This window comes from Methylobacterium indicum, from assembly GCF_001043895.1.
GTDB lineage: Bacteria > Pseudomonadota > Alphaproteobacteria > Rhizobiales > Beijerinckiaceae > Methylobacterium > Methylobacterium indicum.
Window position 1 is genome coordinate 18,567 of sequence record NZ_JTHF01000315.1, and the last position, 13,479, is coordinate 32,045.

Consider the following 13,479-nt stretch of genomic DNA (forward strand, 5'->3'; position numbering starts at 1 on the left):
GGCGTTTCCTCACTCCTTGGGAGCTTCACCTCCATGATGTCCTGGGCCGTTACCTTCCTGGTCGTGGCGTTGGTCGCCGCCCTCTTCGGCTTCGGCGGAATCGCCGGCACGGCGATGGAAGCCGCCAAGCTGGTGTTCTTCGTGGCGATCGTCCTGTTCGCGATCTCTGCCGTCGTCGGCCTGATGCGCGGTCGCGCCCCGCGCGTTTGAAGCAATCCCCTTTCCCTCATGTAACAGGAGCAGTCCGATGAGCAGCACCACCGACAAGATCAAGGGCCTGGCCAACGAGGCGGTCGGCAACATCAAGCAGGGCATCGGCAGCGCCACCGGCAACGACAAGCTGCAGGCCGAGGGCAAGGCCCAGGAGCTGAAGGGCGAGGCTCAGAAGACCACCGGCGACGTCAAGGACGGCATCAAGAACGCCGCCGACACGGTGAAGAGCAAGCTCTGACGCGCCCCTCATGCAGACTGAAGCGAGCCGCCCCACACGGGGCGGCTTTTTTATTTTTGCGGACCACCGGAACGGGAATCGCGATCCTACCCGCTGGATAAGCGTCGGCTCCTAACGGCGGCGCTGGTGGCTATGGATGAGACGGCGTAGCATCCTTGAGAGCTGGTCGGCCGAGTAGGGCTTGTGCAGCAACTCGAACCCGTGCGTGCCGTTCTGCGCGAGCACGTGGCTGTAGCCCGATGCCAGCAGTACCGGCATTGTTGGCAGGCGGCGGCGCAGCTCTTCTGCCAGGGCAATGCCGCCCATCCCGGGCATCACGACGTCCGAAAACACCACGTCGAACCCGTCGCCGTCGGAGCCGAGCCGTTCCAACGCAGCTTCGGCGTTCGCCGCCCATTCGGTCCGATAGCCCAGGTCCTCGAGGATCTGGGTGGCGAACTTGCCGACCTCGATGTTGTCCTCGACCACCAGCACGCGCAGGCCACGCCCGTCGGGTGCGGGCCCTGTCTCCTCGATATCGCTCACCGGGTCCATCGGAGCGGCGACCTCGGGCAGGTAGAGCGCGAACGTCGTGCCTTCGCCGACCACGCTCTGGACGCTCACGTCGCCGCCCGACTGCTTGGCGAACCCGAACACCTGCGAGAGCCCAAGGCCCGTGCCCTTGCCGACCTCCTTGGTCGTGAAGAACGGCTCGAAGATCCTGGTCAGGTCCTCCTCGGTGATCCCAGTGCCGGTGTCGCTCAGCTCGATCTTGGCGAATGGGCCTGGACCACCCCCATGGCCGCGGATCGGAGGCATCGGCAGGCCGCATGTCAGCCGCAGGGTCAGCGTGCCCTCGCCCTCCATGGCGTCGCGGGCGTTGACCGCCATGTTGACCAGCGCGGTCTCGAACTGGCTCACGTCGGCTTCGATGAAGCATGGGTGTTCCGGCAGTTCGGTCACCACCCGCACGCGGGCACCGGTCACGGTGTCGAGCATGTCGGCGACACCGCGCAGGCGCTCGCCGACGCTCACCACCTCCGGCTTGAGCGCCTGACGGCGGGCGAACGCCAGCAACTGTCCGGTCAGCTTGGCGGCGCGCTCGACCGTGTCGGAGACCGCATCCATGTACCGCTTGCGCCGCTCCTCGGGGAGGTTCGGCCGACGCAGGAAGTCCACCGACGAGCGGATGATGGTCAGCAGGTTGTTGAAGTCGTGCGCGACGCCTCCGGTGAGCTGCCCCACGGCCTCCATCTTCTGCGACTGGCGCAGCGCCTCCGCAGTCGCCTCCAGCGCCTGAGATTGCTCCTTTTCCGCCGTGATGTCGCGGCCGGTCGCATAGGTCATCTGCCCTGCCGGGGCCGCCGACCAGGAGATCCAGCGCACCGAGCCGTCCTTGTGGCGGTAGCGGTTCACGACCCGAGGCTGCCCGCCCTCGGCTGCGTAGATATAGGCTTCGGTCGTTTCAGTATGGTCCGCCGGCACGACGAACTCGTTGACGTGGTGACCAACGAGTTCGTCGGGGGTGTAGCCGAGCAGGCGCGTCCACGCAGGATTGACCCGCTGGAACACCCCGTCGAAGTCGATCACCAGCATCAGGTCCGGCGAGGTCTCCCACATCAGGTCGCGTTCGACGGTCCGCTCCGCCACCTCGTGCGCCAGCGTATCGGCCCGGGCGGCCAGCAAGGCTGCGGCATCGCGCAGGTCGGTGACGTCCTGCACGAACACGTAGAACCCATCGACGCTGCCGCCGGCATCGCGGCGGGGGGTGTAGCGGATGGCTGCGATGCGTCGCCGCCCATCCGCCCAAGGCCAATCGAGATCCATCTCGACCACCCCACCGTCAAGAGCCCGCTCGATCCCCTCGCGGCGGAGCGCAAGGCCGTCCTCGCCGACGAGATCGAGGACCGTTCGCCCCAGCACGGTCTCCGGGGGACGCCCGAACCATGCCTGGTATGCGGCATTGGCGAAGCGGTAGGTCAGCGAGCGATCGATGAACGCAACGAGCACCGGCAGTGCGTCGGCGACCAGCCGCAGCTCGGCCTCACTCGCTCTGAGGGCGGTTTCCGCCTGCTTGCGGGCGGTTGCCGTGCGGATCCGTGCAGCCACCTCGCGGATGAACACCAACTCGTCGTTGGTCCACGTGCGCGGTGTGGCGCTGCAGACGAACAGCAGCGACACGAGGCGTCCGTGCTCGACCACCGGCGTATTGACGAACGCCCGGGCGCTGATCGCCTCCAGCGCGTCGGCACGGGCGCTGGTGCGCGGGTCGGTGCGGGCATCGCCGACGACGACCGTTTCGCCCCTCTTGATATCCTCGATGTGGGAGCCGAAGTCGCTGAACCTGTGCGTGCCTGCGATGGAATGTGCGTTGCCGCTGGTCCAATCACGCTCGACGTCGATGGTTTCGGCCTCGCGATCGACCAACCCGTAGCCGACGAGCTGAACGTCGAGCGCCCGGCCGAGGATACCGATCGCCACATCGGCGAGGCTGGCGGCGTCGTGGTCGTGCTCGGCAAGTTGGTCACTCAGTTCGAGCAGCGCCTGGCGACGATGCTCGCCCGCGCGGAGGGCCACCCCAGCCAGATGCTCGCCGGTGCGGTCGCGCATGATCTTGACGAAGCCGATGTGCCGGTCCTCCTCGTCACGCAGCGGCATCATCTCGCCGGATGCCCAGAACCGCTCCTCACCCTGTTTGAGGTGCCAGCGTTCGTCCTGGGCGCGCCCGTTCTTGAGGGCGGTTTCCATCTCGTAGGTAACCCGGCCGTTGGCACGGTCCTCGGGCGTGAAGAAGCGCGCAGCGTCCTGCCCACGCATCTCCTCGGCGGTCCAGCCCATGACGTGCTCGGAGCCGCTGTTCCAGCCGGTAATGGTCCCTTGGCGATCCGTGACGACGATCGCGAAATCCAAGGTGCTCTCGAACACCGCGTTCTGCCGAGCTGCATCCATGCTGCCGCTGCGAGCCCGTTCGCGCAGTTGCCGCACCTCGGCTTCCAGTTCCTCTCGCGAGAGGAGGCTCACCTCACGTTCCGGCACGCCACACCCTTCCTCGAACCTAAGTCACTGCGAGAACGGAGAAATCAGTGCCACTCTCGAACGCTCCAATCAGGCCTGAATTGATTGGTGCGCGACCGAATCGTATGCGTTATGCCACAAACTTGCGAGTCGTGAGCCCTCGCCTCCACGCTTCGGGACCGGCACCGAAGCGCGCTTGAGTTCGGATGCACGGATCGTTGAAAATGGCTCGTCCGCCACAGCAAGACCATTTACTATAGATCTTATCCGCATTGATGGATGGCGCAGGGCCGACATTCAGAGATGTCGCCGAGTAATATTTCTGCGATTGCGTAGATCGATCGGCTGATGCCGTGAGATCAAAACTTGCACGATGTTCGTAGTGCGCATGGCCGGTGCGCGCGTGCCCTCACTCATATTGAACGATCTTGAGCTTCACGAAGCGCAACGCTCGGCGCGCGTACCTTTCACTCGTTTGCGAGGGTCCGATCGCCCCGCAGTCGTGACCGAATGGCCGACAGGCGACGGCCGCAGCGAACCTTGACCGTTGTGGCGCGTTGGTACTCGCCGTTCGTGCATGGGACGGTCGAGCGACGACGAGACCGATGCCCCGGAATACACTGCTTCAGACGATCGACGCGGAAATCGCCGCCGCGGAGCACCGCACCGAGACTCACGCTCAGACAGTGCGGGCCCTCCTCGCCATCGGCGAAAGTAGCGTCGAGGCAGAGCAGGCGTTCTATCTCGAACTTGATCGTCTCACGCTCCTGCGTGATCGTCAGTGGAATTTTTGCTCGATGCAGGATGTCCTCTCGGCTGCTTGAGACAGAGGACTGGAACTGGCGAAAGATATGTCCTCCCAAGGGCCAGAGCATCTCTATGCATTGTGCGTGATAAAATTGCGAGACGGCCGTTCCTGCCCTGGGCTACAAGGCAGGGGTGAGAAGCGCCCTGCATGATATCTGACCTGTTCCCGTCCGCCCTCGTGCGAGACGCCGCCCGCCTCGGTTCGCTCGCAGGTCTCAACCTGCTCGACACGCCGCCCGAAACCGAGTTCGAGGACATCGTGCATCTGGCCTCGACCGTGTGCGAGACGCCGGTGGCGCTGGTCAGCCTCGTGGCGGGAGATCGCCAGTGGTTCAAGGCTCGGGTCGGCTTTCCGCCCTGTGAGACCGCCCTCAACGCCTCGGTCTGTGCCTACACGCTGGCCGAGCCCGACCTGCTCACCATCCCCGACCTGACGGCGGATCCGCGCACGCGCGACAACCCGCTAGTCACGGGTGAGCCATTCATCCGCTTCTATGCCGGGACTCCCTTGCGCGCGCCCGATGGGCAAGTGCTCGGCAGCCTCTGCGTGATCGACCACACGCCGCGTCCGAAGGGCCTGTCGAGCCGGCAGGCCGACGGGCTGCGGCGGCTGGCCCGGCAGGTGACGACCGTATTGCGCGAGCGCCAGCTCAACGTGGAGATGCGGGCCGCCCGTGACGCCCTGCGGGTGTCCGAGGAGCGACTGGCGTTGGCGTTCGCGGCGGCGGGCAGCCTCGGTTGGTGGGATTGGGACATCCCCGCCGACTGCGTCTATGCCGGGGAGCGGTTCGCCGACATGTACGGCATCGACCCTGCCCTCGCCGCGCAGGGTGCGCCGCTGACCGCTTTCGTCGAGGGCATCCACCCGGACGACCGCTCGTGGGTCGGCGAGCGCATCCAGCAGGTCGTCGCGACGGCAGGCGAGTTCAGCGAGGAGTATCGCCTGCGCCACGCCGATGGCAGTGTGACGTGGGTCCTCGCCAGGGGACGATGCTTCCACGATGGCGATGGCAAACCGCTGCGCTTCCCCGGCGTCGTCGTCGATATCACCGCCCGCAAAGCCGCGGATGCCGCACGCTTCGCCGGCGAGGCGCGGCTGAAGTCGATCATGGAGACCGTGCCAGTCGGAATCCTGCTGGCCGAAGCCCCCTCCGGGCGCATCCTGATGGGCAACCGGCGGCTGGCCGAGATCCTCGGCCACACCACCCTCTACGCCTCGTCCAGCAACGCCTACGGTGAGTTCGTCGCCTACCACGACGATGGCAGGCTGGTGGAAGCGCAGGAGTACCCGCTGGCGCAGATCTGCGGAGGCCAGTGCAAGCGGGCCGCCATCGAGGTGCTGTACCAGCGTCCGGACGGCGAGCGGCGCTGGATCGCGATCGCCGGCGAGGCGATCGAGGACGAGCAGGGCGGGACGGTCGGCGCAGTCGTCGCCGTCAGCGACATCGGCGACCGCAAGGCGGCGGAAGCGCAGCAGGACATCCTCAACCGCGAGCTGTCGCACCGGCTGAAGAACACCCTGACACTGGTCCAGTCGATCGCCTCGCAGACCCTGCGCAACGCCCCCAGCCTCGACGCCGCCCGCGATGCCCTCGCCGCGCGGCTGATCGTGCTCGGCAAGGCGCACGACATCCTGCTGGCTGGGCGGACCGACAGCGCCAGCGTCGACCGGGTGGTGCAGGAGGCGTTGAGCCTGCACGACGACACCGGCCGACGCTTCCGGGTCCGCGGCCCGAGCCTGTTCGTCGGTCCCTCGGCGGCACTCTCGCTCGGGCTGATGCTGCACGAACTGGCGACCAACGCCGTGAAATACGGGGCGCTCTCGGTGCCGACCGGCTGCGTGACCGTCGACTGGACGGTGGAAGGCACGGGCGCGGCAGCCGAGTTCCGGCTGGATTGGCGCGAGCAGGGCGGCCCGCCTGTGACGCCACCGACCCGCCGGGGGTTCGGCTCGCGGCTGATCCAGCGTGGCCTCGCCGGAGGTGACGTGGCCCTGCACTACGCCGTCGAGGGGGTGCAATGCACCTTGAGCGCCCCGCTCGCGGGATTGCGCGTCGATATTTGATCCACACGGCCGCGGATTTTGTGAGAAGGACGTCTGATGACCCTGAAGCCCGGCGCAGTGGCCCTTGTGGCCGAGGACGAGCCGCTGGTGCGAATGGAGGCTGCCGACGTGCTCGGGGATGCCGGGTTCGACGTGCTCGAGGCCAGTACGACCCCAGCGGTACTCGCCTATCTCGAGATGCACCCGGAGATCACGCTGCTGTTCACGGACGTGGTGATGCCGGGCCCGATCGATGGGCTGGCGCTGGCTCACGAGGTTCGGCGGCGGTGGCCCGGGGTAAAGATCATCATCGCTTCGGGTCGGATCACACCCGATCCCGCGCAACTGCCGGACGGAGCGCGTTTCCTGGAGAAGCCGTACTCTGCCAACGGCCTCGCTCGGGTAGTCCGCGAGTTGGGTCTGCGTTTGGCAATTGAGTGAGGTGGAAGCGACGATACGTGGTGCTGTGATGCCGGCGCACGACTTTCGCCCGAAGTTCCCGAATCCGACAGGAGGGTGGAACAGCACTTATCGGCACCGTTGCACGCACGACCGATGATGAAGCCTTGTCGCTCCGCGCGCGACCGTCGACCCTGTGAGGGACTATTCGGCAAACCGTCGAAGCGTCGCCTCGATCTTGCGTCGGTCGAACGGCTTGCCGAGCACAATCCCGCGCGAGGGGATCTGAGCAGGGTCCCACGGTTGCGAGGAGACCATCAGGAGTTCGATCGGCGGCCAACGATCGCGGATGAGCAGCGCCAGCTCCATTCCAGCCGTCGAGCCGCGCATGTCGAGGTCGGTGAACACCGTACGGATGTCGGTCCGGGCCTCTAAGATCTGGATCGCCTCAATGATGCTGCTGGCCTCGACAGCTTCGCAGCCCGCGTTCTCGACAAACTCGGTCAGCGCCATCATCAGGATCGGGTCGTCCTCGACGACGAGAACCCGTGGCAAGGTCGGGGGGTGAGACTGACCCATCGGACTAGTGGACCTGAACTTGAACTTCGGCGAGCGGCGCGCGGAACTCAGCTCTGAGGCCCGCGGGCTTAAAATCGAGGTCGGCCTCACGGGTTCCGAGCAATCCCATGCGGATCAGGCGCGACCCGAAGCCGCCTTTGTTGCGCGGAGGCATCACGGCCGGCCCGCCCGTCTCGGTCCAGTCGAGGACCAGCGTCGGAGCGGCTCCGCCGCCGGTCCGCCAACTCACGCGCACCATTCCGCTCTGGGCGGACAGCGCGCCGTACTTGAGGGCGTTGGTTGCGAGCTCATGCAGCAGCAGCGACAGGGACAGCGCCGCCTGCGGGCTGATGTCCATGTCCGGCCCCTCGAGCGCGAACCGATCCAGGTCCGTCTGCATACTCAGCACGCTCTCCATCACGGCGCGGAGCTTGGCGGCCGACCAACTCTTCTGAATTAGGACATCGTGAGCGCGGGACAGGGCCAGCACGCGGCGCTCGAACGCCCCGACCAGGTCTCGCTCGGTCACGCCGCGCAGGGTCTGCGTGGCGATCGACTGCACGATGGCGAGGGTGTTCTTTAGCCGGTGCGCCAGCTCCTTGTTCAGGACCGCCTGCAGTTCCTCGGCACGCACGCGCGCCACACCGACTTCGACCCGGTCGGCGACGTTGCGTAGGAACGCCAGTTCCTCGGCCGTCCAGACCCGCGGCTGTACGTCGTGGACGATGAACACGGCAACCGCACGCCCGCGCTCGCGCACCGGCATGTTGATCAGGGCACCGATGCCGATCGCCTGCATCGGGCCGGGCGCGTCCTTGGTGCGTGGATCGGTCGTGACGTCGTCGATGACCAGCGGCTCGCCTCGGGCGAGATGGGCCCGCAGGTCGCCGTAATCGTCGAAACGGTGTCGTCCGGCGATGCTGACCTGGCCCGGCGCGGTCCAGTCCTGCTCGATGTCGATGAACTCGACCTCGCCGACGATGCGCCCGAACCCCGCGCGGGTCGCACCTAGGGTACGCCCGACGATCTCAGCGGCAGCCTGTGTCATCGCACCGACCGTGGTCAGGTCGCGCAGATCATCGCCGAGGGCCAGGAGTGCTATCCGGCGGTTTTCCGCACTGACCCGTGCGGTCGCGTCCAAGAAGATGACGCCGAAGCGGTCGCCTTCGAGCTTGAACGCATTGCCGTCGTACCAGCGACCGTTAGGGCCAAACTGCTTGGTGAACCCCCATGATTCGCCGGTCTCGACCACCTGGGCAAACGCGGTGATCCAGTCCTGCGCGGCTTCGCCGAACAGCTGGCGCGCGGTGTGTCCGACGACCTGGTCCGCCGGGATGCCAATCTGGGTCGTCCAAGCCGGGTTGATGTCGATGATTCGGAAGTTGGCGACGTCGCCGGCGCTATCGCGGATCGCTTCGGCGAGCTGAAATCCTTCGCTCAGGCGCTCGAAAAGGCCCCGCCAATGCGCCTCGCTTGCCCGCAACGCCTCCTGGGCCGCGCGCCGCTCCTCCACGTCCAGAAGGACGCCGGGGAAGCTCAACGGGGTCCCGTCCGGCCCCTGCTCGACGCGCCCGTTGGCCTCGATCCAGTAGTAGCGCCCGTCCGCACGCCGGACCCGGTACTGGTGCGCATAGGCCCCGCCTCGCGCGATGGCCTCGGTGATTGCCCCCGCCAGACCCGCTTGGTCGTCCGGGTGCACGGTGGCGACGATCTGATCCAGCGGGATGCCGTCTCGACCAAGTGCCGGATCGAGTCCGAAGGAGTGGGCGAAGGCGTCGTCGATCGTGAACCGGTCGGACGGTATATCCCAGTGCCACGTGCCGATGATTGCACCAGCAGCGAGCGCGAGTTGCACACGCTGGATGTTCTCGCGAGCCAGGGCTTCGCTGGCCCGCAGCTCCGCCTCAGCCTCCTTGCGGGCGGTGATGTCCTGCACCGTGCCAACCATGCGCAGCACGACGCCGGCGTCGTCCCGCACGAAGCACCCAATCCGCGAGATCCAGCGCAAGGCACCGTCATTCGCGCGCCGGATGCGGTACTCCACCTCGGTCGAGGCTGTGCCGTTCCGGATCGTGGCCTGGGTAGACGGAATTCCGCGATCTTCGGGCACGGCCAGGGCCGTAAGCGTCTCGAGCGAATAGACCCCGGCCTCCGGCACGCCGTAGATCCGACAGTGCTCGGCCGACACGCTCGCAAGGCCGCTCGCGACGTCGACCTCGAAGGTGCCGATGTGGGCAGCTTCCTGGGCGAGCCGCGAACGGGCGTCGCTGGCCCGCAGCACCGCATCCACCTCAAGGCGCTCCTGAACGCCTGACATCAGGCGGGCGAGCGCGGCGAAGGAGGTCAGAGCTCCAGCGTCGAAGGCGGGCTCGCGGGTCGAGACGAACGACACCACGCCGACGAGTTGGCCGCAGCTCATGATCGGGTAGCCCGCGAAGGCATTGAAGCCGGCTTCGCGCGCGAGGGCATAGCGCGGCTCGGTGCTCGCCTGCACGGCTTCCAGCACGAGAGGCCGTCGTGTACGGACGACGAGCCCACAAAGCGGCAAGTCCAAGTCTACACAGCTGAGGACGGCACGCTGCTGGTCCGTGGTGCCGACCGATTGGACGAGCCGCAAGTGCCGGCCTTCGGGGTCGACATCGTAGATGAAGCATAAATCGAAGCCCAAGGCCTGCGTGCCCATGGCCAGGATCGGTTCGAGCACGGCCGCCGGGTTGGTCGCAGCGACGAGGGCGGAGGAAGCTTTGGCGAGGAGGTCGAGGCGTCGGGCCTGTTGCAGTTCGGCGCGCTGGTTGGCGAGGACCTCATCGCGACGTGCGACGTCGCGGCGCATTTCCAAGAGAGTCGAGACCTGGCGTGCAAGAGCGCGCAGATCGTCAGCCTGGTCAGACGTCAAACCTCCAGGTCGGGGTGCGGTATCGATCACACATAAGGAGCCGACGACCTGTCCGCCCGCCAGGCGCAGCGGTGCGCCGGCATAGAACCGGATGTTGGGCTCACCGGTAACGAGCGGGTTCGCGACCGTGCGCGGGTCCGCCGTCAGATCGGGGATGACGAGGAGATCGGGCTCGACGAGGGCGTGAGCGCAGACCGACGCATTGAGCGCGGTCTCGCAGGGCGGAAAGCCCACGCGGGCCTTGAACCATTGCCGATCCGCGGCCACCAAGCTGACGAGGGCGACTGGTGTCGCACAGAGACGGGTTGCCAGACGAACGATGTCGTCGAACCCTTGCTCGGGTAGCGTATCGAGGATGGCCAACGCATCAAGGGCTGCGAGGCGGACGGGGTCGCTGACGGTCGTGCCGGGTGTGTCGTTCTGCATCGCGAGTGGCCGATAGGGCCACATCGCGCCCCGCCTGCACCTTTTCGCAGACTCACCATCCTGCCGCTAGTGCCCCAAACTCATCAGCGAGTTCATGCGAGAGGCTGGTCGCGCACCCAAGCCGCTTGCTCGGTCAGGTGAATGACGTTCGGAGCCAGCGGCACCAAGCGCACCTTCCAGTTGCTCACGGTCAGGCTACGGCGCGTTTCGGCCGTCAGCGCCCGCGCGCTCTTGCCTCTTGCACGGCGCGTCGCAGCACCCGCGACAGGTCCGTCACGGAATACGGCTTTCGCAGCAGGTCGAGGCCGTGCGTCCCCTCGGCCGCGAGCACGTCGCTGTAGCCGGAGGTCAGAACGACCGGCAGGTCGGGCCGGCGCCGGCGGATCTCGGCCGCGAGTTCGACGCCGTTCATGCCCGGCATCACCACGTCCGAGAACACCACCTCGAAGCGGAATGGAATGCGCTCAAGCTCGGCCAGTGCCTTCGACGCATCCGTTGCCCAGACCGTCGAGTAGCCCAGCTCGCGCAGGGCCTGCTGAGCGAAGGCCCCGACGTCCAGATTGTCCTCTACGACGAGGACGCAGGTGCCGTGTCCATCGGCAAGTGCCTCCGGCTCCGCAACGGGGTCGCTAGCTTCGACCGCAGCGACTCGTGGGAGGTAGAGGGTGAAGGTCGTGCCCTCGCCGACCGCGCTCTCGACGATGATCTCGCCGCCGGATTGCTTGGCGAAGCCGAACACCTGGCTCAGTCCGAGCCCGGTGCCCTGGCCGACGACCTTGGTAGTGAAGAACGGCTCGAAGATGCGCTCCAGATTCTCGGGTGCGATACCCGCGCCGGTGTCGGAGATGGATATCGCGATGAAGTCCCCACGCTGCGGCGGGTGCGCCCGGACGGCAGGAATGCGGCCGGCGCGGCGAAGCCCGATTCGCAGGCGGCCCGCGCCGTCCATCGCGTCCCTGGCGTTGACGACGAGGTTCACCAACGCCGTATCGAACTGGCTCGGGTCGGCGTTGACGTGCAGGTCCCGCCGCTCGCCATCGGGTAGGCCGAGCTCGACCTGGATGCGTGCCCCCGTGAGCGTGCCGACCATGTCGGCGAGCGCCGCCACGGCGCCGTCTGCTGCGAAGGTTTCCGGCCGCAGCGCCTGTCGACGAGCGAAGGCGAGGAGCTGACCTGTGAGCTTGGCGGCACGGTCGACTGTGTCGGAGATGGCACCGACGTAGCGAAGCCGGCGCTCCTCTGCGAGGTTGGGTCGCTTCAGCAGGTCGGTCGAGGACTTGATGACCGTGAGCAGGTTGTTGAAGTCATGAGCCACGCCACCGGTCAACTGACCGACGGCCTCCAGCTTCTGGGATTGGCGCAATTGCTCTTCAAGCGCCCGACGTTCCGTGATATCGCGGCCAGCGGCGTAATAATGGTCGTCCCTCGGAATAGCATTCCATGAGAGCCACCGGTACCTGCCGTCTTTCGTCCGGACGCGCACGTCGATGTCATGCAGCGGAAACCCGGCGCTGATGCGCTCGAAAGCCGCAGCGGCCCGCGCATAGTCGTCGGGATGCACGAACGCGTCGAAGCGGGTGCCCACGACCTCGGCGACATCCCATCCGAGCGTTTCGGTCCAGGCGGCGTTCGCCTTGCGAAAGACACCATCGAATCCGCAGATCACGAAGAGGTCGCGGCTGGCGCGCCACACCATGTCGCGCTCGTCGGCTCGCTCCTGAGCAGTGGCCTCCAGGTGGCTCTCAAGACGGCGGCGGTCGGTGATGTCGTTGAACAGGATGGCAACCCGGTGCTGCTCGGGCTCGCCGATCCGCAGGGCGTGGACGTCGTACCAGCGCCCCATCGCGATCGACCCGCTCTCAAACCGTACGGGCTGGCCGGTCCGCGCAACCTCGCCGTAGGTGTCGAACCAGGAGCGTTCGAGCCCGGGCACGAGTTCGCTCGCCCAGCGCCCGGCCGCGTCGCACAGGCCCGTCTGCGCCGCGAAGGCGGGGTTCACTTCCATAAACCTGTAATCGATCGCGCGCCCCTGTGCGTCGAAACGCATCTCGATGACGCAGAACCCACTGTCGACCGCGTTGAAGAGCGCCCGGTACCGGGCTTCGCTCTCGGCCAAGACCCCTTCTTTGGTGCGGAAGCGGGTGACGTCGAGCTGGCTCGCGAAGAAGTAGCGGAGTTGGCCCCCATCCGGATCGAAGACGGGGCTGACGTAGAGCTCGTTGCGGAACGGCGTGCCGTCGCGGTGGTAGTTCAGGATCTCGACCACCACGTCGCGCCGGGCAGCGATGGCGTCACGGACCTTGGCGACATCGGCCGGGTCGGTCCCAGGGCCCTGAAGGAATCGGCAGTTGCGCCCGATCAGCTCGGCAGCATCGTAGCCGCATAGGTTCTGGAAGGCCCGATTGGCGAATACGATGGGGTTGTCGGGCAAGTTGGGGTCGGTGATGATCTCCGGCATACGGGTCTTCTCCGCTGCCGTGAACAGAAGGTCGGTGGAGGCCGCGGAAGTCCGCTCACCGCGATCCGGCCGGCGCAGGCCATCCCCGCGCTCGGCCTCAAGCCTCGCGACGCGGGCTTCGAGCTCGCGCTCGCGCTGCCGCAGCCTCTCGATCTCTGCGTCCATGACCCCCTCTGAGCGCGAGCAGCTTCCGAATCGGCGTAGGACGACGATCGCAAGGTGGATAACGCGGCACCACGGCGCAGGTTGGCGTCGAATCGGCCGCGACGTTCATCGGCATCGCGCGTTGTCGTCGGCCCTTACCAAAGGGCGTCTATGAGGGGAACGACATGCAATCGGACACGCCGCGGCCGGGAGACGATCCATTGCCGCCCATCGGCGACCCGCCGCCGGACCCAGCCCCGCCCGAGGGCGACCCACCCAGCGAGCCACCGGCGCCCCAGCCC

Annotated in this window: 9 protein-coding genes; 5 read left to right on the plus strand and 4 right to left on the minus strand. The window is 66.8% G+C overall.

Annotation, left to right across the window (positions count from 1 at the left end):
• Window positions 1–33 precede the first annotated feature (33 nt).
• Together QR78_RS33320 and QR78_RS28485 are read left to right on the plus strand one after the other, a co-directional pair.
• Window positions 34–210 carry a DUF1328 domain-containing protein gene (locus tag QR78_RS33320; protein WP_048430991.1) on the plus strand — a complete coding sequence of 59 codons (177 nt, stop codon included), beginning with the start codon at window positions 34–36 and terminating at the stop codon, window positions 208–210.
• A gap of 37 nt (window positions 211–247) precedes the next feature.
• On the plus strand, window positions 248–451 hold the full coding sequence (locus QR78_RS28485) for a CsbD family protein (RefSeq protein WP_048430992.1): 204 nt from the start codon (window positions 248–250) through the stop codon (window positions 449–451).
• 111 nt (window positions 452–562) lie between these two features.
• On the opposite strand, the gene QR78_RS28490 is transcribed toward QR78_RS28485, so the two are convergent.
• A complete protein-coding gene (locus tag QR78_RS28490) occupies window positions 563–3,466 on the minus strand; it encodes a PAS domain S-box protein (RefSeq protein ID WP_125940056.1) in 2,904 nt (967 codons plus the stop codon).
• A 584-nt stretch (window positions 3,467–4,050) separates the two neighbouring features.
• Here QR78_RS28490 and QR78_RS28495 point away from each other — a divergent pair.
• The 3 genes from QR78_RS28495 (at window position 4,051) to QR78_RS28505 (ending at window position 6,737) form a co-directional block, all read left to right on the plus strand.
• A complete protein-coding gene (locus tag QR78_RS28495; protein ID WP_048430993.1) occupies window positions 4,051–4,269 on the plus strand; it encodes a hypothetical protein in 219 nt (72 codons plus the stop codon).
• Between the two features lie 131 nt (window positions 4,270–4,400).
• Window positions 4,401–6,317, plus strand: coding sequence for a PAS domain S-box protein (locus tag QR78_RS28500; RefSeq protein ID WP_244278501.1), 1,917 nt, complete (start codon window positions 4,401–4,403; stop codon window positions 6,315–6,317).
• 36 nt (window positions 6,318–6,353) lie between these two features.
• On the plus strand, window positions 6,354–6,737 hold the full coding sequence (locus tag QR78_RS28505) for a response regulator (protein WP_048430994.1): 384 nt from the start codon (window positions 6,354–6,356) through the stop codon (window positions 6,735–6,737).
• Between the two features lie 162 nt (window positions 6,738–6,899).
• Here the strand turns inward: QR78_RS28505 and QR78_RS28510 are convergent, their stop codons facing one another.
• From QR78_RS28510 to QR78_RS28520, 3 genes are all read right to left on the minus strand, one after another.
• Window positions 6,900–7,274 carry a response regulator gene (locus tag QR78_RS28510; RefSeq protein ID WP_048430995.1) on the minus strand — a complete coding sequence of 125 codons (375 nt, stop codon included), beginning with the start codon at window positions 7,272–7,274 and terminating at the stop codon, window positions 6,900–6,902.
• Window positions 7,275–7,278: 4 nt separating this feature from the next.
• Window positions 7,279–10,575, minus strand: a complete 3,297-nt coding sequence (locus tag QR78_RS36300) for a GAF domain-containing protein (RefSeq protein WP_244276272.1) — start codon at window positions 10,573–10,575, stop codon at window positions 7,279–7,281.
• Window positions 10,576–10,789: 214 nt separating this feature from the next.
• Window positions 10,790–13,198, minus strand: coding sequence for a hybrid sensor histidine kinase/response regulator (locus tag QR78_RS28520; protein WP_048430996.1), 2,409 nt, complete (start codon window positions 13,196–13,198; stop codon window positions 10,790–10,792).
• Window positions 13,199–13,479: the final 281 nt, after the last annotated feature.